The 22,034-nt window shown below is 46.2% G+C and carries 18 protein-coding genes, 1 pseudogene and 1 riboswitch; of the genes and pseudogenes, 12 read left to right on the top strand and 7 right to left on the bottom strand.

Features of this window, described 5'->3' with window-relative positions:
• Nucleotides 1-70: 70 nt before the first annotated feature.
• The 3 genes from HQ393_RS01320 to HQ393_RS01335 all read right to left on the bottom strand — a co-directional run bounded on the left by HQ393_RS01320 (nt 71) and on the right by HQ393_RS01335 (nt 3,658).
• Complete coding sequence (locus tag HQ393_RS01320) at nt 71-2,107, bottom strand: glycoside hydrolase family 19 protein (protein ID WP_218871252.1); 2,037 nt, start codon at nt 2,105-2,107, stop codon at nt 71-73.
• A 400-nt stretch (nt 2,108-2,507) separates the two neighbouring features.
• The gene (locus HQ393_RS01330; RefSeq protein WP_179357074.1) at nt 2,508-3,191 is read right to left on the bottom strand and encodes a TIGR01621 family pseudouridine synthase; all 684 of its coding nucleotides are present in this window, start codon (nt 3,189-3,191) and stop codon (nt 2,508-2,510) included.
• Nucleotides 3,188-3,658: a DMT family transporter gene (locus HQ393_RS01335; protein ID WP_179357075.1), complete on the bottom strand. Its 471-nt coding sequence runs from the start codon at nt 3,656-3,658 to the stop codon at nt 3,188-3,190. Before HQ393_RS01335 ends, HQ393_RS01330 begins: the two co-directional genes overlap by 4 nt.
• A gap of 142 nt (nt 3,659-3,800) precedes the next feature.
• Between HQ393_RS01335 and HQ393_RS01340 the strand changes: the two genes are divergently transcribed.
• Entirely contained in the window at nt 3,801-4,124 is a 324-nt protein-coding gene (locus HQ393_RS01340) for a rhodanese-like domain-containing protein (protein WP_179357076.1), read from the top strand.
• A 64-nt stretch (nt 4,125-4,188) separates the two neighbouring features.
• Nucleotides 4,189-4,491, top strand: coding sequence for an antitoxin Xre/MbcA/ParS toxin-binding domain-containing protein (locus tag HQ393_RS01345; protein ID WP_179357077.1), 303 nt, complete (start codon nt 4,189-4,191; stop codon nt 4,489-4,491).
• A 77-nt stretch (nt 4,492-4,568) separates the two neighbouring features.
• Here HQ393_RS01345 and HQ393_RS01350 read toward each other — a convergent pair whose 3' ends face one another.
• From HQ393_RS01350 to HQ393_RS01360, 3 genes are all read right to left on the bottom strand, one after another.
• Nucleotides 4,569-6,161 carry a carbohydrate-binding protein gene (locus tag HQ393_RS01350; RefSeq protein WP_179357078.1) on the bottom strand — a complete coding sequence of 531 codons (1,593 nt, stop codon included), beginning with the start codon at nt 6,159-6,161 and terminating at the stop codon, nt 4,569-4,571.
• Nucleotides 6,162-6,600: 439 nt separating this feature from the next.
• Nucleotides 6,601-8,586 carry a peptidase U32 family protein gene (locus HQ393_RS01355; protein WP_179357079.1) on the bottom strand — a complete coding sequence of 662 codons (1,986 nt, stop codon included), beginning with the start codon at nt 8,584-8,586 and terminating at the stop codon, nt 6,601-6,603.
• A 95-nt stretch (nt 8,587-8,681) separates the two neighbouring features.
• Complete coding sequence (locus HQ393_RS01360; protein ID WP_179357080.1) at nt 8,682-9,533, bottom strand: GGDEF domain-containing protein; 852 nt, start codon at nt 9,531-9,533, stop codon at nt 8,682-8,684.
• 222 nt (nt 9,534-9,755) lie between these two features.
• Here HQ393_RS01360 and HQ393_RS01365 point away from each other — a divergent pair, with 222 nt between their 5' ends.
• Nucleotides 9,756-10,679, top strand: a complete 924-nt coding sequence (locus HQ393_RS01365; protein ID WP_179357081.1) for a transporter — start codon at nt 9,756-9,758, stop codon at nt 10,677-10,679.
• 131 nt (nt 10,680-10,810) lie between these two features.
• On the opposite strand, the gene thiC is transcribed toward HQ393_RS01365, so the two are convergent.
• Nucleotides 10,811-12,724 (bottom strand): phosphomethylpyrimidine synthase ThiC, encoded by a 1,914-nt coding sequence (gene thiC, locus HQ393_RS01370; RefSeq protein ID WP_179357082.1) that lies wholly within the window; start codon nt 12,722-12,724, stop codon nt 10,811-10,813.
• Between the two features lie 124 nt (nt 12,725-12,848).
• A riboswitch (TPP riboswitch) is annotated at nt 12,849-12,949 on the bottom strand.
• Nucleotides 12,950-13,041: 92 nt separating this feature from the next.
• Between thiC and HQ393_RS01375 the strand changes: the two genes are divergently transcribed.
• From HQ393_RS01375 to HQ393_RS01415, 9 genes and pseudogenes are all read left to right on the top strand, one after another.
• On the top strand, nt 13,042-13,683 hold the full coding sequence (locus HQ393_RS01375) for a protein-L-isoaspartate O-methyltransferase family protein (protein WP_179357083.1): 642 nt from the start codon (nt 13,042-13,044) through the stop codon (nt 13,681-13,683).
• A 191-nt stretch (nt 13,684-13,874) separates the two neighbouring features.
• Nucleotides 13,875-14,942 carry a Wzz/FepE/Etk N-terminal domain-containing protein gene (locus HQ393_RS01380; RefSeq protein WP_179357084.1) on the top strand — a complete coding sequence of 356 codons (1,068 nt, stop codon included), beginning with the start codon at nt 13,875-13,877 and terminating at the stop codon, nt 14,940-14,942.
• A gap of 57 nt (nt 14,943-14,999) precedes the next feature.
• A pseudogene (gene rfbB / locus HQ393_RS01385) lies at nt 15,000-15,977 on the top strand (dTDP-glucose 4,6-dehydratase); the annotation flags it as partial.
• A gap of 96 nt (nt 15,978-16,073) precedes the next feature.
• Nucleotides 16,074-16,424 (top strand): four helix bundle protein, encoded by a 351-nt coding sequence (locus tag HQ393_RS01390; protein ID WP_179357086.1) that lies wholly within the window; start codon nt 16,074-16,076, stop codon nt 16,422-16,424.
• A 4-nt stretch (nt 16,425-16,428) separates the two neighbouring features.
• Complete coding sequence (rfbC, locus tag HQ393_RS01395) at nt 16,429-16,908, top strand: dTDP-4-dehydrorhamnose 3,5-epimerase (RefSeq protein ID WP_179357087.1); 480 nt, start codon at nt 16,429-16,431, stop codon at nt 16,906-16,908.
• Between the two features lie 214 nt (nt 16,909-17,122).
• The gene (locus tag HQ393_RS01400; RefSeq protein ID WP_179357088.1) at nt 17,123-18,328 is read left to right on the top strand and encodes a lipopolysaccharide biosynthesis protein; all 1,206 of its coding nucleotides are present in this window, start codon (nt 17,123-17,125) and stop codon (nt 18,326-18,328) included.
• Nucleotides 18,329-18,366: 38 nt separating this feature from the next.
• Nucleotides 18,367-19,587, top strand: a complete 1,221-nt coding sequence (locus HQ393_RS01405; protein WP_179357089.1) for a glycosyltransferase — start codon at nt 18,367-18,369, stop codon at nt 19,585-19,587.
• The gene (locus tag HQ393_RS01410) at nt 19,574-20,842 is read left to right on the top strand and encodes a hypothetical protein (RefSeq protein ID WP_179357090.1); all 1,269 of its coding nucleotides are present in this window, start codon (nt 19,574-19,576) and stop codon (nt 20,840-20,842) included. The genes HQ393_RS01405 and HQ393_RS01410 overlap by 14 nt, the downstream gene beginning before the upstream one ends.
• Nucleotides 20,820-21,959, top strand: a complete 1,140-nt coding sequence (locus HQ393_RS01415; protein WP_179357091.1) for a glycosyltransferase — start codon at nt 20,820-20,822, stop codon at nt 21,957-21,959. Before HQ393_RS01410 ends, HQ393_RS01415 begins: the two co-directional genes overlap by 23 nt.
• Nucleotides 21,960-22,034 lie beyond the last annotated feature (75 nt).

Consider the following 22,034-nt stretch of genomic DNA (forward strand, 5'->3'; position numbering starts at 1 on the left):
CAGGAAAAGGCGTGCTGAAATAAAAAAACGGCAGCCTAAGCTGCCGTTCTGGATCGATCGGAAAGTTTAATTATTTGGTGTTATCAATCACCACTGCGCCTTTGTATTTCACTTGGCCGCGGAAGAAGTAATCTACGCATGCTTTGTAGTCACCCGCGTTCGCCAAGTTAAATGGCGTTTGGTAAGTGGCCAATTGGCAAGACCATGACACGCCACCTGGATTGTTGGCATTGTAATTCCAGCCTTTATCCAGATACGTTTTGGTTGCAGCTGCCGAGCCATCGGTAAAGCCTTTCGATGTGCCGCAAGTCAGTTGCTCGCCAGTGATGTCCACGCCGAGCTCTTTGGTGAACTCTTTGTACGCTGCAATACGGTTCAGAGATTGCGACGCTTCTGAGCCTTTACCACACTCGATACCACCGTTAATGATGTAGGTCGTTGCGCCAAAGCCAGGTGACATGCCGTTGGCAACGTCAACTTGGTTTGGTTTCCAAGTGCCGTCAACCACCCATGTCATTGGTGGTTTTGGCGATTGTGGGTAAACCGCAAACCAGATCGCAGAAGCAAAGTTCAACCAAGTATCCGCCACGACGCTTGGGTTATCGAGCAAGACGTTGGTGTCGCCATACAGTGATTTGCTGAATGGACCGTAGTTGTAGTTCCAAGACAATTGCTTAGAGCCGCGACCGAAGTAGCTTAGGAATTGGCCTTGGGCATTTTGACCGCAAGCGTAGAAGATCGAGAAGATCGAGCTGCCCGCGCCGGTAAAGCAATCTTGGTAACCACCCACGCCAGTACCTTCTTGCATGCCTTGCTCACGCAGGAACCACAAGCCTTGACGGAAGGTTGGGATCGCGGTGTTTTGATCCATAGTCGCCAATACGGCGTTGTTTTGATCCGCATAACCACGTGCAGTGGCTGGGGTCAGGGCAGGCCAGTTTGCGCCAGTTTCTTGCGCAAAGTGAGCAAATGACGTTGCCAGCAGTTTTTTACAAATCAGGTCTGAATCGCGGCCATCCGTATAGGTTTTGCAATACGCTGGGAATTTCGCTACGCCTTTGAGCAAGTTTTCGTAGGTGTATTTCACATTACGAACTGGGAAGAAGTAATCAAACTTCGCTTGGCTTAAAACGCGTTCAACGCGTTGAACGTTGTCTGGGTTGCTAGTTGCACCTGCTTTTACTGCATCAACCACCGCATCTGGGCGTACTTGCAATGCTTCGCGGATGCGAGTGATCACGCTGCTGTCAGCTCCAGCTTGGCTATACAGGGCTTGCTCGGCGGCAGTAAATTGCGCATCAGTTGGGTAACCCGCTGGCGCTGCAATGTAAGTAATTTGTGGCTTGTACGCCGCATTTGGCGCTGGTGTTGCTGTCGGCGCCGTGCTGGTCGTTGGTGTTGGCGCTGCGGTAACGACTGGAGTAGCCGTTGGCGTTGCGGTCACAACCGGAGTTGCGCTTGGCGCTGCTGTTACCACTGGCGTTGCTGTTGGTTTTGCTGTTGGTGTGGCTGTAACCACTGGCGTTGCCGTTGGCGCGGCAGTCACGACTGGTGTTGGTGCTGGCGTTGTGCCCGTTGCTGCGCAAGAACCGCCTACTTTCCACAGTGTAGGTGTTGAAGCTGGATTCCAGTTTGCGCCAACATAAGCGGTGTGGGCTGACAAGGCGGTATAGCTCACGCCGCTGTAGCTCACCACATCTCCTGCTTTATAAGTGCTGCCTTCGGCCCAAACGGCACAGCTGCCAGCGACTGGCGTTGGTGCTGCGGTCGGTGCGGCAGTGGGGGCTGTTGTCGGTTTAACTGTAGGAGCCGCAGTTGGTGCGGTTGTAGGGGCCGTTGTAGGTGCAGCGGTCGGCGCTGCGGTGACTACTGCAGTCGGCGCAGGAGTTGCGCCGCTGCTAGCAACCAGCTCCCATGGACCCCACTGTTCGGCGCCCGGAATATTGCCTTGTGCCCACCATTTGGCTTTGTAATCTTTACCCGCGTAAGTCACGACTTCGCCACCGGTGTAAACGGTCGTGCTATTCCAAGCTGGCGCAGCCATGACTTGAATTGAGCAGATCGCGGCAGGTATTGCAGCCAGCATCCAACGATTTAAATTCGACATACAGAGTCTCCATCCGTTTTGGTAGTGTTTCGAAACCTATGCACCCGCGATGTAGTTTTATTTGGCGAGTTACGAAATGTGAATATTAACCATGTTGAAATAGCGCTGACTAGTGTTCTGAATCGCTTTTTTGCCGTTTTTACTCGATAAATCAAACAATTAAATTTTTGTAAGATTCGAAAAAGATTGGGATCAATTTATTAGGTTTGTGCCTACGGGTTAACCCGTATTTTGACTGGTGGTGAGTGAGCTATTGGTTTGAACTGATTGGCTCTACTGGTATGGAATGATTCTTTGTATTGGCATTCCGTAAGCAGTCGAATGTCGACGTATCGCACGCAGATTTTAGTTTGCCAATGAGAGCGGCAATTGCTGCTCTGTGGAGTCTGACTTTGGCTCGCTAGGGCTGCGGCCAGTCGAGCTGCCAAGGCGAACTAAGTGTTTCAAGTTGCGTTGCTAGCGCGGTACTTTGAAAATGACTGCCCGATAACTTGGTACAAATATATTGATGGGTATTGCCATAAAAATCAAACGCAATAGCGTATGCATGCAGATACCCCCGGTCAGCGGGGCGGCCCGCATAGCGCTCATCACCGATGATGGGGCTACCTAGGCTTTTCATCGCGACGCGGAGCTGATGCGTGCGACCCGTCAATGGTTTGAGCAGAAATAGCCTCTCGCCATTGCCTAGGCCATAACTGAAAAATTGCGTGATTGCCAATTGGCCACCTTCGCGGACTAGTTTCCAGCTGCCATTGCGGCCTTTTTCCATTCCGCCGCGGATTTTGCCCTGTTTTTTACTGGGCTTTTTATCACTGAGCGCAAGGTAGTATTTTTGAATGCGGTGCTCGGCAAACAATGTCGAAAAATACCGCGCTGATTCGCTGCTGCGCGCCAATAGCAGTAAGCCCGAGGTCATTTTGTCGAGGCGATGTACTGTGTAGAGCTCGGCCAAGCCTGTTTGCGCTCGCACCAAATCGATCAGGCTGTCTTGCGTTTCGTTCTGGTGAAAATCCAAGCCCGCAGGTTTATTGATCAGGATAAAGTCGTCATGACTAGCGATGATTTCAATTGGCTCGATCATGACGAGGAGCCCAGTAAACGGTCACCAAAATTCACCAGCAAGACGCCCATAATCACTAGGGCGGCACCCAGTAGGCGAGGCCAGCTCAGATCGCGCAAGGGCATGCCCAGCCAGCCAAAACGATCAAATAGCAAACCAGCACACACTTGCCCGCCAATAATCAGCGCCAGCATCGACGCCGCACCGAGCTTGGGGGCTATGAGGGTGGTGCCAAAAACAAAAATGGCGCCGAGCACGCCGCCAACCAGCATCCACGGCTGTACTTTGGCCAAACCCATTAAGCCCGACATCTTTTGCCCTGTTGCCAACGACATGAGCAGCAAGGTCACGATGCCCACCGAGAAAGACACCAAGGCGGCCAGCAATGGGCTGCCGCCGATAAATGCGCGCAACTGGTTATTCACTGCGGCCTGCAAAGGCACGACGAGGCCAATAAATAGTGCTAATAAGGTGTAGACAGTTTGCATTTTCGATCTCGTGTGCACAGCAGTACGCGATTCTACTTGGGAATAGCAAAGCGAGCGGCAAGTTTTGCGTGAGTTTGCGCGCTATTTTGGGCGAATAGAAAGTAAAATGACTATGATTTAGACAAAGAATAGGTCGTGATTCATGCATCATATTTCCGCTCCCGAACTGAAAGCCTGGCTCGATGACGCCACGCTGGTGCCGCCGCAACTGCTCGATGTGAGGGAAAGTTGGGAGTTTGCACTGTGCCAAATCGCAGGCAGTATTCATATCCCAATGGGCAATATCCCTGGCGATCAAGCTCGGCTCGACCCTGATGCAACCTATGTGGTGATTTGTCATCACGGTGTGCGTAGCTATCAAGTCGCCGGTTTTTTGGAGCGCCAGGGTTTTGAAAAAATGATTAATCTGGATGGCGGCGTTGCGGCATGGGCTGCACAAGTTGATCCGGCAATGGCAACATATTGATGGGTATTGCTCTGCAGATCATTCATGGTAATGATTTGATGGCTATACCTGCTTGAGGTAATCGATGCTTCGCATTCCACTTTTTCTTGAATTACTTGAGCAAGAATTGCTAGATCAACCCGATCAGTACGCGGATCTGAAAGCGGTGATGCAATTTGAGCCGCATTCGCTGATGGCTTGGTTGCCTTTGCTGGATCTGGCGGAAAAGAAGCTGGGTAATTTAGAAACCGTGGTGCAATGGCTAACTTGCCCGCATCCAGAATTGAATGGCCAACCACCGACGATTCTGGTCGGTACTGTTGGCGGCGTTGAGCGCGCACGATCTTTGATCGAGCAATACCAGCCGCCACCGTGGCGGCAAGGATAAGCTCAGCAATGATTGAGTGAGGTTTACCAAATAAAACAGCCCGTGTAAGCACGGGCTGTATGTTATTTTAAGCTCAATTACTGACCAAGTGCTTTGGCAAAACCGTTGGCATATGGCAGACCTGTGGTGTCGCGCTCATAAGACCAGTAATGCAAACCAGCCAAGCCGTTGGCTTTGATGAATGCAGCTACATCCGGAATATCGCGGTCGGTTGAGAAATGCGCGCCCACGTCATCACTTGGAATTTCAGGCGTCAATTCGATCTGGTTATACGGTACGCCGTAGAAGTTGTGCAGATTCATTGCCGCTTGGATCGCTGATTGACCCATCTGGCAAGAGCCGCCACTGACCACACACACATTCGCTTTTGGTGCGCCGTAATCCATCGCCATCAAATTAATGATGTAGTTTTTCAGACCCGCCGCTTTAATTGCCGCCATGACCATTTGACCGTCGCTACCGAGTGGGTCTGGTGAGCCTGCACCTAAATCGGTGGCAACTGAAGCGCCATTGTTATTGGCCAATGTAGGAATCGTGAAGCTAAAGCGCATATTGGGGTAAGTCTGCTGCGCTGTTTTTACGCGCGCCACCATGCTGGCGATTTCAGCCGCAGTATTGCGACCGCCTTCGATGTCAAAATCCACCCCAACCATATTGGCCGAATTGTAATGACTCAGGAAGGTCGTAAAGCCTGCATCGGTCGCGCAAGTAAATTTACCCGCTGCGCCGCCTACAGCGACGATGTAAGTTTTGCCTGAGCTGATAAACGAGGGCATATTGCCAGCGGCAAAATCAACTGGATTCATGCCGGCAACATTTTCACCTGCAGGTGTTACCGCATTTGAGCCGCACTCACCAGTTACAAAAGCCCAAGTCAGCGTTTTCATGCCTGCTGGCATTGCTTGTGCAATCGGCAGCAATTTGCCAGAAGTATCGACGCCCTGCATCGCCAGATTATTCCAGTTGGTGCTTACTGTAACGTCTTTGTATGCGCCATAGCTGAACGACAAGGCATTACCTGGCTGCTGGCTTGGCGCTGGAGTCGTACTTGTGGTGGGCGTCGGTGTCGGTGATGTCGTCACGACTGGTGTTGGTGAGTTGGTCACAACCGGTGTTACTTTCGGTGTGGCCGTTGGTGTTGCAGTCGCTGGGCCACCGGTGCAGCTACCTAAATCAGACCAAGGTTGGCTAGTACCTGAGTGTGTGCTTGGGTCTTCGTTCTGAGTCCACCATTGCGCTTTGTAGTTGTGGCCGTTGTAGCTAGCAGTTTGTCCACCCGTGTATGCGGTGCCGCTATTCCAAGCTGCCACGCAACTGCCGGCGCTCACTGGTGTGGCAGTTGGTTTGGCTGTTGGGCTCGGGGTAGGTAAGCCAATCGGTGTGACCGCTGGCGTTACAGTTGGCGCCGGTGTTGCTGTTGGTGCAGGCGTGCTGCTGCTTGAATCGGGGCCAATTAGTTTCCACAGACTGGGTGTCGCGGCTGGATTCCAGTTTGCGCCCAGATAATCGGTCTGGGTCACCAGCGCCTGATAATCGTTGCCAGCGTAGCTCACAATCGTGCCTGCATTGTAAGTACCACCATCCACCCAAGCAGGGTAACCTGCATGAGCAAAGGCTGTAATCATGGCTGCCGGAATGGCCGCCGCGATAAAGCGGGTGAAATTAGACATAGTTCTCTCCATCCTGTATTCGGATTTATTAGCTTTCTAATTGAGGTTGAGTATCACAGTCATGCAGCGCAAGAGTGCTGCTAGGTAATACCAATTGTGGCGCTCGTAAGAACAAACTTACAGCGGCACGAAGCAGATTAAGCCGTTGGAGCAGATCGAAGTCAAGAATTGTTACAGGCGGGAGTGAGCGAAATTACATGAATAAAATCAGAATGTTATTTGCTACAACATTAACAATAGTTAATGTATTGCGCTGCAACATTTTTATGATTTTATTCAGATTTAGATTAAATATTTTATGTTGCGATGCAAAATAAACAAATTCTGATGTAGTGATTGAAGGATGTCGATTTATGTTTCTATCAAAATAGAATACAAAAAAACGACACCCACAAATTGCATATCCAAGCAGCGCTGAAGCTAATGGGGCGGGAAGAGTTTAATGCCCATAACCTTCCGGCTTGGCTTTGTAAAACTCGATCGTTTGCACATTGGCCGTGGTAGGAGCGGGGGCTTTGAGGATGTGAGGTTTCATTTTTCCCACCACATGCATCTCGCAGGGTTTGCAATCGAACACCAATTTATAGTTTTCCGAGCCTGAGCTCAGCGTCATCGGTTCGGCGCGAATCTGGCCTTTCACGCCAATAATACCTTTGCCTTGTTTCGGGCACAGATTGTAGCTAAAACGCAGGCAGTGCTTGGTGATCATTAGCGGTACTTCGCCGGCTTCTTCGTGTGCTTCGTAGGCCGCAGCGATTAGTTTGACGCCATGTTTTTCGTAGAAAGCGCGCGCCTTGGTGTTGTACACATTGGCAAGGAATGACAATGTTTCACCGGGGTATGGTACTGGAGGCTCAATTGCTGCCTTGCGTTCAGGGCGATACCATGCGGCAATGCGGGCTGCTTCGAGTTGTTCAACCACTTCGCGGCGCAGCGCATTAATTAGCGACGCGGGCGCAAACCAAGCTTGACTCAAATTGAGCGCCACATCTTCGGCGTAAAACATCGTGTTGCCGAGCTTGGCCAGATTATCGCGTAGCGTGCTCCATGCTTTATTGGCGTTTTGGGCAACTTCGAGTTTGAGCTCGGTATTGACCGTCGCGCTACAGCCATCAGCATCGGTGATCGTGAGTGATAAGCCCGAGGAGGTTTCATTCAAAGTGAGCCACGCGCCGATTTTGCGCTCGGCCGATTTTTTGTTTAAAGCTTGTTCCCACGCATGATCGCGGTTGCGGTGCAGCGGCGTGCCTGGTTTTAGGCCGACTAGCTCGCTCATCATTTCATTCGGAAATACACGCCAGATGCCGGCGTCTTTATTCACGCCTTCTACGGTATTGGCTTGAACGCCAATGACTTCGCGCTTTTTCATAAAGTTGAGGCCGTCGCCGTTCGCCATCGCGTCATTGTTGTCGGCGATTTCCAGCTCGAAATACTTATCAGCAACCTTGGTCACGGTGCCCAGCGGTACGCCAATGTATTTGGGCGAATCAAAAGCGCCGATGTCTTCTTTGCGACCCGTCGCAAAGTAATCGGTGTGGCCGCGGTGGAAAGATTTATCCACATCGGGGCGGAAGAAAATCTCGCTGCGACCACTTGAGGCCGGCGCAAATTCGCTGCGGTTTTCCATGATTTCGTCGAGCAACAAACGGTAATGCGCCGTGATATTTTTGACGTACTGCATGTCTTTGTAGCGGCCTTCGATTTTGAACGAACGCACGCCCGCGTCGATTAAGGCTTCCAGATTATTGGTTTGGTCATTGTCTTTCATCGACAGCAAATGCTTATCGAACGCCACCACGCGGCCTTGATGGTCGGTCAGCGTGTAGGGCAGACGACAGGCTTGCGAGCAATCGCCGCGGTTGGCGCTGCGGCCAGTGTGCGCGTGGCTGATATTGCATTGGCCGGAAAACGCGACGCACAGTGCGCCGTGGATAAAGTATTCAATCGTCGCTGCGTCGCCGACCACGTCGCTAATTTGGCGAATTTGCGGGATCGTCAGCTCGCGCGCCAATACAACTTGCGAGAAACCCGCGTCGGCCAGAAATCGCGCTTTATCTGCATTGCGAATATCGCATTGGGTGCTGGCGTGTAATTGAATCGGCGGAATATCGAGCTCCAGCACACCCATGTCTTGCACAATCAGCGCATCCACACCCGCTTCGTAGAGCTGAATAATCTGCTGGCGCGCAGGTTCAAGCTCGGTGTCGTGCAAAATCGTATTGAGCGTGACGAAGATGCGTGAATGATAGCGATGCGCAAATTTCACCAAGTCGGCGATGTCGGCAATCGAATTTGACGCATTATGCCGCGCACCAAACCCCGGTCCGCCGATATACACCGCATCCGCGCCATGCAAAATGGCTTCGCGGCCGATTTCAGCGTTTTTGGCGGGGGAGAGTAATTCGAGTTGGTGCGGCAATAGCATGGGGCTTCCGAGAGTATGGCATTAAGGCGCGGAAGTATAAGGTAATCAAGAGCTTGTGTGGAGATTAATGCAGGAAAAATGGCAATAATTTGGCTTTAGCGGCTACGATTTCGACGCTCGATTTTATCGCTGTACATGGCTTGGTCGGCATTGGCCAGCAGCTCATCGCTGGTGGTGGGCTGATCCGCGGAAAAAGGAGCGACGCCGATGCTAAAAGAAATGCCGTATTCTTGTTTCAATCCTTGGGCATCTGCGCTTAACTTCTCGATCCATCGCGCAGGGTTTTGCTGTGCGAGCAGGACAACAAATTCATCGCCACCCATACGAAATGCTTCGGCGCCGTCGTGGTGCAATTGCTTGGCGCAGAGTTTAAGTACCAAATCCCCCATATCATGACCAAATTGATCATTAACGGGCTTGAAGTTATTCACATCGATATATAGCAAGGTGCCGCTTTCTTGAGTGCTGAGTTTTTGATTGAGTCGATTGAATAAAGCACGCCGATTGCCCAGACCAGTGAGCTCGTCGCTATACGCTTGCAGGTATAGCGAGGCTTGTAATTGTTTGCTGGTGCTGATTTCGGCATTGAGCTGGGTGATGAGTTCTATCCGCTCTGAAATTACACGCAGAAAAGCAATGCCGATCAGAAAAAAACCTGTTGCAAAGAAAAGATCATCATAAGTATCTGCGATCAGACCCATCGTGCCCTTGCCCTTGTAGACTCCATCTATCCAATCGAGAAAATTTCCGACCCAGTAAATTGATACGCCCAAGAGAAAAGGGCGCAGCAGGGCTTCGTTATTGACATGACGCCAGATCAGAACAAAGACCAGTGAGGTGACGACTAGGCCAAATAAATCATGCGCATCAGGGAGTTGCAAAATATGCATCAGGCTACGAATCACAAATAAAATCGCGATCCAGTACCCGTAAGAGAGTTTATTCATAGCAAGCTCATCCCTAGCGCTGATTACCTCGTGCGGTTTCACTATAGCGCTCTACTTTGTATTAACTAGAAAATCCGTATACCCGTAGCAGGTATATTAATGAGGGCTAATTTAATTAAAGAGTTTGTTTGTATACCTTAGAGTATTTTGTGTTGTGTCTATGCTCGAAATAGCGGGTACTGCTCAATGCGAAGGCAATTCTCAGGTAAAGTTCCCTGATTCATGACTTTGTCTGTTTTCTGGATTTGTGTGTGCGGTATGGTTTATCGATTACAGCTGTGTTTGTGTGTGTTGCTTGTGCAAATTGGGATGCAGGCCCAGGCCACTGATCCGCGATCCTACGTCGTTGAAGCCGACGACACGTCGCGCACCTCGCTGAGATTTAAGGTGCAAGAAGCCGACACACCACGCGGCCCGAAAGAAGTCGAAAACACCACCAAGCACACTTATACCCTGCGGCATGCGCAGTATTTTGATCTGGCCGGGCACATGGCGACCGCCGCGATTCAGATTCCCTACGCCGTGATTGATCAAGATTTCAGCAACAGCCGCCGCAAAGGGGATGATCAATCAGGAATGGGTGACCCAATGATCGGTTTGGCCGTCGGCACATACCGTACGCCCGCGATCAGCCGGGAAGAATTGAAAACCTATGATGCGGATGGCTTGAGTAGTGGTTGCCAAGTTTATGCCAGCTTGCCGCTGGGCTCATATCAAGCCTTTCGCAGCAGCAATCCTGGGCAAAATCGCTGGATCGTTATCCCTGAGTGCCAGCTAGGTTGGACGCAGGGTAATTTGCTGCTCGAAGCGCTTGCAAACCTCAATTGGTTTTCAGATAACGACGAATATCGCGGTACGACTTTTAGCCAAGCCAATCAATACAATTTCAAATTCATGGCCAGCTACGGCTCGCTGCGCAGCAGTTATTTTGCCGGCACACTGGAATATAAAACTGGCGGCGAAACCAGCCGAGGCGGGCGCGCCGATCACAATGGCCTCAATAATTGGGTTGCAGGCGCGATGTTTTATGTCAAATTGCCTGGCAATAATAGTCTGAAACTCATCGGCGAATTACCTGTAAAAACGGCGGTGAATACGACCAAAGCCAGTGAAATCTCGCTGGTGCTATCGCATGTATGGCGGTAGTTTTTAGCTGATTTAGATTAGGCGCTTTAGGGTATGTTATTCAAGGTTAATATTTGATTGGGTTTTGGCGGTATACCCATTAAAAAGCCACGCATAATTTGCGTGGCTTTTATTTTGGAGCTTAATGTAATTTAAGCTTTATCGTACAGCTTTGCGCCGCCTTTAATGAATTCGATCGACTTAGTTTCCATGCCTTTTTTCAAAGCTTCTTCAGCTTCAATGCCTTGCTGCTCAGCGTATTCACGTACGTCTTGTGTGATTTTCATCGAGCAGAAGTGTGGGCCGCACATTGAGCAGAAGTGAGCGACTTTAGCGCTGTCTTTCGGCAATGTTTCGTCGTGGAATTCACGTGCGCGGTCTGGATCGAGGCCGATATTGAATTGATCTTCCCAGCGGAATTCAAAACGCGCTTTCGACAAGGCATTGTCACGAATCTGCGCGCCAGGATGACCTTTTGCCAAGTCGGCTGCGTGTGCTGCCAGCTTGTACGTGATAATGCCTTCTTTTACGTCGGCTTTGTTTGGCAGACCCAAGTGTTCTTTCGGCGTTACATAGCAAAGCATCGCGGTGCCGTACCAGCCGATTTGCGCCGCGCCAATTGCTGAAGTGATGTGGTCGTAGCCTGGGGCAATGTCGGTCGTCAATGGGCCAAGGGTATAGAACGGTGCTTCGTGGCACCATTCCAGCTCTTTATCCATATTTTCTTTGATCAATTGCATCGGCACGTGGCCTGGGCCTTCGATCATGACTTGTACATCGTGTTTCCACGCGATTTGCGTCAATTCGCCCAGGGTTTTCAATTCGCCCAATTGCGCTTCGTCGTTCGCATCCCATACCGAGCCAGGGCGCAGACCATCGCCGAGCGAGAAGGCTACGTCGTAAGCCTTCATGATTTCGCAGATTTCTTCGAAATGCGTGTACAGGAAGTTTTCTTTGTGATGCGCCAAGCACCATTTGGCCATGATCGAGCCGCCGCGTGACACGATACCGGTCATGCGGTTCGCCGTCATTGGCACGTAGCGCAGCAATACACCAGCGTGGATGGTGAAGTAGTCAACGCCTTGTTCGGCTTGCTCAATCAGTGTGTCTTTGAAGATTTCCCAAGTCAGATCTTCTGCTTTGCCGTTTACTTTTTCCAAGGCTTGGTAAATTGGCACGGTGCCGATGGGTACTGGAGAATTGCGCAAAATCCATTCGCGCGTTTCGTGAATGTTTTTACCGGTCGATAGATCCATGATCGTGTCGGCGCCCCAACGGATACCCCAAGTCATTTTGTCGACTTCTTCGGTGATTGAAGATGTCACGGCTGAATTACCGATATTGCCGTTGATTTTCACCAAGAAGTTGCGGCCAATAATCATTGGCTCTGATTCTGGGTGATTAATATTGTTTGGGATCACTGCGCGTCCAGCGGCGACTTCATCGCGCACGAATTCTGGCGTGATTTTTTCTGGAATATTCGCACCGTAGTTTTGACCTGGGTGCTGGAACAGCATCATTTTGGCGAGTTTTTTGCCTTTTTCGCCCAGCGCTAACAGACTTTCGGTGTATTTTTCGCGCTGCAGATTTTCACGGATTGCAACGTATTCCATTTCTGGCGTCACGATACCTTTACGCGCGTAATGCATTTGCGACACATTTTGTCCCGCTTTGGCTTTGCGCGGTTTGCGTTGCAACTCAAAGCGTAGGTCGTCTAGGCTCTTGTCGGCTTCACGGGCACGGCCGTATTCGCTGGTCATGCCATCGAGCAACTCTGTGTCATTGCGCTCTTCAATCCATGCTGCGCGGATCGGCGCGAGGCCTTTACGTACATCAATCGTTGCGTTTGGATCGGTATAAGGGCCAGAACAGTCGTAAACGTAGATCGGTGGGTTTTGCTCGCCGCCGAACATCGTGGGCGTATCAGCTTGGCTGATCTCGCGCATCGGCACTTGAATGTCTGGCCGTGAGCCTTCGACATACACTTTGCGAGAGTTGGGAAGCGGTTGGATCGCCGCAGAATCAACGACGGCTTCAGTGGCTAGAAATTCTACTTTGGCGTTCATACTCTTTCTCCAGTTCAAGCTCGCCAAGATGGCAGGCCTGCGCAGCTTGTTAGGCTGCAAATCAAAAATCGGTGTCGATTTCGCAAGGGGAGGAGATCAAGTGAAGCCAGTTGTTAGGGATCCAACGACGGCGCACTCGCTTTCCTACGCCGGTATTAACCGGATCAGGTTCAAGGGTATCTCTCATCCGATCAAAACAACTGATCAGAACCCCTAGCGATATGAATGAATGTGAAACTAAAAGAGTTGTGGGATAATTGCAAGATATATTCGATCAACAACGGCCAAAACTGGCCGCGCTTTGAGGTGACACAAACATGGATTGGGAAAAAGCACGCTATCTACTCGTTGAACAACAAATTCGTCCATGGAACGTTTTGGACTCCAACGTGCTCGATCGCATCCTTAACACTCGTCGTGAAGACTTCGTGCCTGCTGATAAAAAAGAATTGGCCTTTGTGGATGTTGAGTTGCCATTGGGCAATGGACAATTGATGCTCGCGCCAAAAGTTGAAGCGCGCTTCTTGCAAGAAATTGCGCTCAAAGCCAGCGACAAATTGCTGATTGTAGGCTCGGGTACCGCTTACCTTGCTGCTTTGGCCGCCGGTCTGTGCGCGCAAGTGGTGGTGATTGAGGCTGATACTAAACAAGCCGAATTGACCAATGCGGCGCTGAAAGCTGCGGGTATTAAAAATGTCAGCATTGAAGTGGGCGCGACCTTAGCTAGTAAGCAAGGCCCATTTAATGCCATCATCGCAGCGGCTTCATTCGAGGCTATTCCAGAAGAATTGAGCAAACAGTTGGTGGTTGGCGGTCGTCTGATTACTGTCATTGGGCAAGAGCCTATCATGCATGCCACAGTTGTTACGACACAAGGCAGTGGCGCGAATACAACGCGCGAAGTTTTTGATTACAACTTGCCACGCTTTCAAGCCGCTGCCAAGCCATTTGCGTTTTGATGTTTCAAAATTGATTTGCATGAAATTTGTGTGTAAAAACCCGCCTTGTTGCGGGTTTTTTTGCTTACAAAATAACAGTGCGGCTGTGTTGTTAGGTAGAATGCGCCTTTGCCGCATAATGTTGTTTTTCCATTATCTGTGGCCTTAAGCGAATTCATTTTAATTATTATTTTGAACCAAGAAGAAAATCCATGACCCTAGACTCGAAACCGAGCATGCCCGCTGAACATACAGCAGATGATGAAATCTCCTTGTTAGACCTCGCTTTGGTTTTGGCTAAGCATAAAAAACTGATTATTGGCTTGCCGATCATTGCTGGTTTAGTTGCTGCAGCTGTGAGCTTTAGTTTGCCCAATGAATATACCGCCACGTTCAAAATCGCACCGTCAAAAAATGCGTCAGTTTACAACTGGGTACTGACGAATGATCAGGTCTTGGAAGACATCTCCAAAGAAATGAAGCTGGCTGAGCATTACGATACCAAGGGACGTAAAGCAACGCGCAAGGAGATGGGGAAAAACGTTAAAGTAGCCCTCAATGCTAAAGATGCGTATTTGGATGTCAATGTCACCGATGAAAACCCTGAGTTTGCTGCCCAATTGGCTAATCGCATGGGGAGTGCCTTGCAAGAAAATCTCTATACGATGCGATTGCTTGATATCTCTAAAGGTCGTTACGATTTAGAGTTGCGTCGTGAAATTGCGGCTAAAAACAAAGCCAAATTTGATGTCACAATAAAAAAGCCAGAGATTGCAGCCACTATAGCTTTGCTTTCGCCTGCTGATCGTTATGGCATTACCAGTCTTGCCGCGATTCAGGCTGAATCGACCTTGCAAGGAGGTGTGTCAGATTTGATGCAAAATGAATTGGTGCGGATGCAAGACCAGCTTGGTAGTTTGCAGCGCTTAGTAGTTGATGGAATGAAAAAACAATCAGCTTCCGCCAATACGGGCTTATGGATTGCATCCGTTGATGCTTTGCAGCAACAATCGTATTGGGATGCTTTGATCGAGCGCTTAGATCGCCGTATTGATTTACTGAAAAAACAAGAGCGTGATGATCTAAAAATGACCGCTGCTGAAGTGCCGGATGAAAAATCAGGGCCGAAGCGTGGCTTGATTGTCTTGCTGACGGCCTTTGCTGCTTTGTTTGGCGCGGTACTGTGGGCATTTATAGCCGAAGCCTTTATTAAATCGCGTGAAAATGAAAATTCAACAGCGTTGATGAACAAGATTGCTACAGCATGGCGTGCAAAATAAGCATAGGTTGTATGGCTTAAATCTTGCTTCGTATCCAAATCAGTTTGGAATATTGCAATGACTATTTTAGTAATAGGTGGTGCTGGATTTATCGGCGGTAATTTTGTCCTCGATTGGCTCGCTGCTGGAGATGAAGCCGTGATCAAAGTGGATAAGCTGACGTATGCCGGTAACCTCGATACATTGCAAAGCTTGCAGGGCGATACCCGTCATCTCTTTGTTCGTGCCGATATTGGTGATCGTGAAGTCATTGGCCAATTACTGGCCGAGCATAAACCCCGCGCGGTTGTGAATTTTGCGGCTGAGTCGCACGTTGATCGATCAATTCACGGCCCTGGCGATTTCATTCAGACCAATGTCGTTGGTACATTCAATCTGCTCGAAAGCGTGCGCGCTTACTGGAATGAGCTACCAGCGGATGAGAAAGCGGCTTTCCGCTTTTTGCATGTATCGACCGACGAAGTCTATGGCACGCTGGCAGCGAATGACCCGCCGTTTAGTGAAACCAATACCTACGAGCCAAACAGCCCATACTCTGCATCAAAAGCCGCTTCAGACCATTTGGTGCGCGCTTGGCATCACACGTACGGCTTGCCGGTGTTGACCACCAATTGCTCAAATAATTACGGCCCGTATCACTTCCCAGAGAAGTTGATTCCGCGGGTGATTTTGAATGCCTTGAATGGCAAACCATTGCCCATCTATGGCGATGGCCAGCAAATTCGTGACTGGCTGTATGTGAAAGATCATTGTTCAGCGATTCGTCGTGTGCTCGAAGCTGGTACGGTTGGCGAAACCTACAACGTGGGTGGCTGGAACGAAAAAGCCAATCTGGACGTGGTTAAAACCATTTGCAGTCTGCTCGATGAATTGCAGCCCCGTGCCGATGCTCAAGGCTACGCCGAGCAAATCACCTATGTCACGGATCGCCCAGGACATGACCGTCGCTACGCCATTGATGCGCGTAAACTCGAGCGCGAATTGGGCTGGAAACCGGCTGAGACGTTTGAATCGGGTATCCGCAAAACGGCGGAATGATATCTGACGAATCAAGCCTGGCTGCAGAACGTCACCAGCGGTGCATACCGTGAGTGGGCGGAGAAACTGTGTGTGGTGAGTGGAGAGTAGGGAGTGGATAAACCGCATAAGCAATTGGAAACATGGCGGCAACCGATGCAATTAGTGAAAGATGTCTATGCACTGACTGGCCTGTTCCTAGGTGATGAGCTTTTTGGCCTGATCGGTCAGATGCGCCGAGCTGCAGTTTCTGTGCCATCAAATATTGCGGAAGGTGCAGCGAGAGGTACAAGTAAAGAATATTTGCACTTTCTCAATATCGCACGTGATTCCTTGAGTGAGCTTGATACTCAAGCTGAAATTGCTTTGATGTTAATGTATTTTTCTGAAGATCCGACGCTTTTTGAACAAATGAATTTGGTCGGTCGAATGCTGGGCGGCTTACATAAAAAAAATTGCACATAATTCTATGACGACTCCCAACTCCCTATTCCTCACTCCCCAGATCTTACTTACGTGTACAAACGGCCAGGTCGGTTTGGAGCTGCAACGCAGCCTTGCCGTTCTGGGCGAGGTCATCGCGTTTGATCGTGAAGACTGTGATCTGGGCAAGCCGTCCGCTATCCTTGAACTCGTGCGCTGCACACGCGGCGAAGAGTTTGATGTGGCCGTCGATCTACGTCAATCCTCTCCGACCCTTGGGAAGTGGATTGGTGTGACACTGAGTGAAGAAAACAAGCACCTACTTTGGATTCCCGAGGGCTTTGCCCATAGCTTTTTGGTGCTAAGTGACATTGCTAAATTTTTGTATAAAACGAAAAATTATTGGTTTCCAGAGGAAGAACGTACAATTTTGTGGTGCGACGATTATTTGAACATTTTTTGCTGCTGTCTCAATCCCCTGTTCATATTAAAAAAGATGAATATTTTTCTTTTTAAAAACAGATAATTTAAGTCAAATAGTTCGCAGTAACTGAATGGACGAAATGTTCTCGCTTACGTGTAAAACCAATAAATCAACATAATTTGCATATGAATTGCAACGTTTGATCAATGGCTTAAACGATGCTAGGTGGCAATATTTTATTGAGTAATGAGAGTTAAAAAATAAACCGGCGGTATCCAGTGTTTTATTATTATATTTTAAGGATTGTTCAAATTTTATGATGGCAGAGGTTTTGATTTTTTTTGAAAAATTAAAAAATAATAGCTTTTTAAAAGTGGCATCAGGGGATCTGCTATCCAAGGTCTTTATGGTGGCAGTTCAATTCTTTATCATTAATAAGCTAAGTGTGGCTCAATATTCCAATTTTTCGGTAATTTTGGCATCGATCATGCTGGGTTATCAAGTTAGTTGTGCTCCTATTGAGCGGATTTATATAACCCAATTTTCTCGATATGAAAATAAAATTTTGTTGTTAGGATTTTTGTTTTCAGGGGTAAGTGCTTTTTTTTCGGTGGCTTGGCTTTGGGGTAGTATAACAGCTAATGAGTGTTTCGTTATTTTTTTTGCTATATGCACATTGTCATATCAACAATTGCTGCGAATAAAAGCCCAGCAAAAAATGTTTTTCTTTTTATTTTCTTTTTCTGAGGTTATAAAAAATTGCATTTGGCTTGCCCTGGTTTTTTTGTTGGTTTCATTTGGTTTTGATGAACCTGTTGTTTTAATTGCGGCTCTAATAGTTGCAACATTGCCTTCGATATTGTGTTTTAAGGAGGTTGGTGAAAATAAAGTTGTTTGGAATCTTAGTGGTGTTGTTGATGACTTTTTAAATGTAAAATATATACTGCTTTATTCATTAATTGGATCCATAATTCCATATCTTCCGTTGATTATGTCTAAATCAGATTATTCTTCGACTGTTGTTGCTACTTATGGTGTGGCAATGAGATACCAGGCCATTTTAAGCATGGGGGCTTATGCTTTTAATGTTGTTTTTGTAGCAAAGCTAGCTTCGATGGATCTCGAGCAACGTAAAAGCGCCATAAAAAAAATCTACGCGTTCTCCCCATTACTTCTCATTGCATACTTTACTATTTCCAGTGGCGTATATTTGATTTCTCCGGTAGTTGATGGGGCGAGATATTTGTATGCCCAAAATGTTTTTTTACTATTGTCTGTGATTCCATTGGTTTCAGTGGTGGGGTCTGTATATATTAATTTTCTTCTGTTGGCTAATTTGACAAGGTTAGTTTTCTATTGTTTTTTTGTTGGTTTTTTTGTGAATTTTGCAAGTTATTTTCTTATTAAGAATATTGGCGGCTTGTATAGCCCTGCGTTGGCATCGGTTTGCGCATATTCCACAATAACACTGTTGATTGTTATTTGTTATTATTTTTCAAATAAAACGAGGAGGGAAAATTAATTGTGAGAGTATTAATAATAAATTACTACTATCGCCCGATGACTAATGCACATGCGTATCGATGGAGTGAAATAGCGGATTTTTTGGCTGCAGAAGGTCATTATATTGAGGTTGTTACAAGTCGATGTACTGGCAATTTCGTAGAATTGGATGTTGATGCCACTCTCAAAATTAACAGGGTAGGTTTTGGTGCAAATAATACTGATGTAAGTGTCGCAAATAATAAAAAATCTAAATATGATTTTTTCATTCGTCTTGCAAGAAGGATTTATCGAAAGGTTTACTGGCCTGATGCTCGTTGGCATTGGGTTTTATATCTAATAAAGTACGCGTTTTCTGCGAAAAATAAAAATTTTGATTTGATTGTGAGCTATTATCCATTTATGTCGAGTCATATAATGGGGGCTTTATTGAAATTTCTTAAAAAAGATGCTGTTGTGTGGATTTCCGATTATGGTGATCCATTTTCAGTGTCAAATACAATGCCTCCAAATAACTTTGCAATTTATAGTGCCCTTAATCACTGGCTGGAGAAATTGATAATCAATAACTCTGACTGTGTAACATTTACAAATAGTGAGACAAGAGATACATACAGTCGTGTGTTTGGTGGAGGGGGTAAATTAAGTGTAGTACCTCATTTGGTAGATTTAGATAAATATTATTCAACTGCTTTTGTGAGTAAAGAGGAAAAACCAATTAATGTTGTATATACTGGTGGCTTTCATAAATCTATTAGGGAGCCTTATGACTTAATAGATATTATGGAGGTGTTGGAAAAAGATACCCCTTCCAATTGTACCTTGACATTGTATGGACCAGATAACGGATTTTCCCTCGATCAGACAGGTATTGCTAATATTTTATACGCTGGAGAAATTAGTCGCAGAGATGTTATTGGTGTAATGAAAACTGCAGATGTTCTTGTAAATGTTGAAAATAAGAATTGCATGATGACTCCTAGTAAAATTGTTGAATATATTGCGACTGGGAGGCCAATTATAAATCTTGGGGATGCTGGAAAACATACCCCCCTACTTGTAGAATATGCAAAGATTGGGTATGCATTAAATTTAAGTGTGAAAGATGGCCCTGTGATTAATGCTTTTCGTATTAAAGAGTTTTTAGCGCAATCAACGATGTTGACCTGTCCAATTAGTGTGGTAAAAAATATTTTAAAATTTAATAGAATAGAAGAGGTTTCTTCTACATATTTGAATTTATATGAGGAAAGGAGGCGGGGGGGTGGATTACGTTAAGTTATTTATTGCGATATTGTCTTTTGCTATTGTTCTTTGTAGTTGGTCTAGCAATAAAGATTTGTTTTCTCCTGTTAAGATTTATATGCTGTACTCGGTGTTTTTTTATTCTGGCATATATGTTAATGAAGTTCAATGGCAAACTTTGTTTTGCTATTTGCTTACTATTTTATCTGTTGCTGTTTGCTTGTATTTTGAGCCGAAATTTAATGTGGAAAGTTTAAGCTCGAGTCATGTGTTGAATTGCAATAAAGTCTATGGCTTTATTTGGTTTTTAACAATTCCAGGAATTGTGGCAAAGTGTTATTTAATATATTTGTCTGGCGGTTTGGCTGAGTATATCTCGTCTCTTGTTTTTAGGGTCCGTGATTGGGCGGGATTGGGGCCTGTTACACTTTTATTTGGCATTGTTCCTGCTTTAAATTTGCTATACTTTAATTTTATTTTTATGGATACTCATAGAACAAAAACTAAAGTTTTTTTATATGGTGTTCATTTTTGTGTTTTTTTATCTATTGGTTTACTTACAGGATCTCGCTCTTTTATTGCAACGATTATTTTTGGTCAAGTTTTAAGTTATAATTATATTGTTAGGCCAGTTAAAATAAAGTGGGCCGCTATTGCTTTTGTTGGAATTTCTCTATTTGCCGGGGTACTGGGCGCTATTCGTGATGACTTTGGAAGCGTGGCAACAACAGGTGATCTTGATTTTGATAAAAAACTTGAATCAACCCATACAACGTATGGAATCATTCCTTTGGAGATAATTTTTTCAACAAATGTTGAGGAATTACAGCTTGGTGCGACATATTTAACGGTGTTTACTAACTTGATTCCTCGAGTTTTATATCCTTCAAAGCCAAACACTGGTGGGGTTGTATTTACTGAGGTTTATGCTGGAAATCAACTCCAAGGGCTATCTAATTTGGCAACTGGATCTATTACTGAGGGAGTAATGAATTTTGGTTTATTGGGCGGAGTTTTTTTTGGGGTTTTGATAAACTTATTGCTATTTATTGTGGGTTGTATTTTTTATAGGTTGATGGTTTTAAATAAAGGTTTAAAGTCATTTTTGGCTGTTAACGTTATTTTATATTTTTACCTTGTAATTGCTGTTTCGCGTTTTTCTTATTCGGAATTTACGGATGTTGTACTTACAACGTTAACTTCCGCATTGTTTCCTGTGTGGTTGGTCTATTTGTGGGTAAAATATAGAGGAAATGGAATTGTTCGTGGAAAAGTCTGTAATAATTAATGCAAGTAATTTAAATGTTGGTGGGGGGGCTCAATATGCAGCCTCAATAATAAATGAGATTGTGAATTCATCATCCTCTAGTGTTAGTGCTATTATCGTAAGTAGTGCGGTTAATCAGCAAGTCAAAATTCCAAAAAATTGGGAGGGGCGTGTTATTGAGGTGCCAATTTCACCAAATAGAGTTATGGCTTTTCAGTCAAGGAAAAAAATTCAAGAGATTATTGATGCGTACTCTCCAGATGTTTTTGTTACAATTTTTGGGCCCACTTATTGGAGGCCAAAAAATGTTATTCATCTAGTAGGATTTGCACAGGGATGGCTTATATATGATAATAGTGCTGCACTAAAGTTAATGCCTTTTTGGATGGCGCTAAAAAGGAGATTGCTGAATATTTTGCAAAAAAAATCGTTCGTTCGAAACTCGGATTATTTTTTTACTGAAACTATTGATTCTGCAAATCGATTGAGTGAAAAGTTTAAAGTTTCCCCTTGTAAAATATCTGTTGTTGAAAACACTGCTTCAGAGTATTTTAGAATTAAAGAAATGGATGATTCTAAAGTAATAGCAAAAAATATCCCAAGGGAGGTTGGTGATGTTATTTTATTGACAGTAGCTGTGCCGTACCCACATAAAAATTTATCTATTATAAATGATTTGGTGAGGCTACTTCCCTGTAATTATAAGTTTGTTGTTACTGTTTCTTCTGCGGATTATGATCGAATCTTTAATAGAAATGATGGACGAATAATTAATATTGGTCCTGTTAAAAATAGTGAATGTCCCTCAATTTATGATCAATGTGATGGTGTATTTTTGCCGTCTCTTATTGAATGCTTTAGCTGTAATTACCCAGAGGCCTTTGCTAGTAAAAAAATTATACTAACATCTAAACTTGGTTTTGCTACAGGGGTTTGTAAAGAAGCAGCTTTTTATTTTAATCCTCTGGATGCGAGGGATGTTGCAAGTACGATTGAACGTGCCTTTTTAGATTCAGCATTGATGAAGGAGAAAATAGATATTGGATTTGATATTCTGCATCAGTTACCTACGCCGACCGAGAGAATGGAAAAGTTAATTGCAGTTGCTTTGAGGTGCACTATAAGTAGTGTTGCATAAATCACTGGAAAAAATGCAATTTATCTTTCATAGTAGGCGGTTGTTTATTGGCTGCGCTACGGATGTGGGGAAGTA

It is taken from the genome of Chitinibacter bivalviorum (assembly GCF_013403565.1).
GTDB lineage: Bacteria > Pseudomonadota > Gammaproteobacteria > Burkholderiales > Chitinibacteraceae > Chitinibacter > Chitinibacter bivalviorum.

What these genes read in the sequence shown, in the direction of transcription:
- HQ393_RS01320 (WP_218871252.1), bottom strand. Translation starts at nt 2,107, where the DNA reads ATGTCGAATTTAAATCGTTGGATGCTGGCTGCAATACCTGCCGCGATC.
- HQ393_RS01330 (WP_179357074.1), bottom strand. Translation starts at nt 3,191, where the DNA reads ATGATCGAGCCAATTGAAATCATCGCTAGTCATGACGACTTTATCCTG.
- HQ393_RS01335 (WP_179357075.1), bottom strand. Translation starts at nt 3,658, where the DNA reads ATGCAAACTGTCTACACCTTATTAGCACTATTTATTGGCCTCGTCGTG.
- HQ393_RS01340 (WP_179357076.1), top strand. Translation starts at nt 3,801, where the DNA reads ATGCATCATATTTCCGCTCCCGAACTGAAAGCCTGGCTCGATGACGCC.
- HQ393_RS01345 (WP_179357077.1), top strand. Translation starts at nt 4,189, where the DNA reads ATGCTTCGCATTCCACTTTTTCTTGAATTACTTGAGCAAGAATTGCTA.
- HQ393_RS01350 (WP_179357078.1), bottom strand. Translation starts at nt 6,161, where the DNA reads ATGTCTAATTTCACCCGCTTTATCGCGGCGGCCATTCCGGCAGCCATG.
- HQ393_RS01355 (WP_179357079.1), bottom strand. Translation starts at nt 8,586, where the DNA reads ATGCTATTGCCGCACCAACTCGAATTACTCTCCCCCGCCAAAAACGCT.
- HQ393_RS01360 (WP_179357080.1), bottom strand. Translation starts at nt 9,533, where the DNA reads ATGAATAAACTCTCTTACGGGTACTGGATCGCGATTTTATTTGTGATT.
- HQ393_RS01365 (WP_179357081.1), top strand. Translation starts at nt 9,756, where the DNA reads ATGACTTTGTCTGTTTTCTGGATTTGTGTGTGCGGTATGGTTTATCGA.
- thiC (WP_179357082.1), bottom strand. Translation starts at nt 12,724, where the DNA reads ATGAACGCCAAAGTAGAATTTCTAGCCACTGAAGCCGTCGTTGATTCT.
- HQ393_RS01375 (WP_179357083.1), top strand. Translation starts at nt 13,042, where the DNA reads ATGGATTGGGAAAAAGCACGCTATCTACTCGTTGAACAACAAATTCGT.
- HQ393_RS01380 (WP_179357084.1), top strand. Translation starts at nt 13,875, where the DNA reads ATGACCCTAGACTCGAAACCGAGCATGCCCGCTGAACATACAGCAGAT.
- rfbC (WP_179357087.1), top strand. Translation starts at nt 16,429, where the DNA reads ATGACGACTCCCAACTCCCTATTCCTCACTCCCCAGATCTTACTTACG.
- HQ393_RS01400 (WP_179357088.1), top strand. Translation starts at nt 17,123, where the DNA reads ATGATGGCAGAGGTTTTGATTTTTTTTGAAAAATTAAAAAATAATAGC.
- HQ393_RS01405 (WP_179357089.1), top strand. Translation starts at nt 18,367, where the DNA reads ATGACTAATGCACATGCGTATCGATGGAGTGAAATAGCGGATTTTTTG.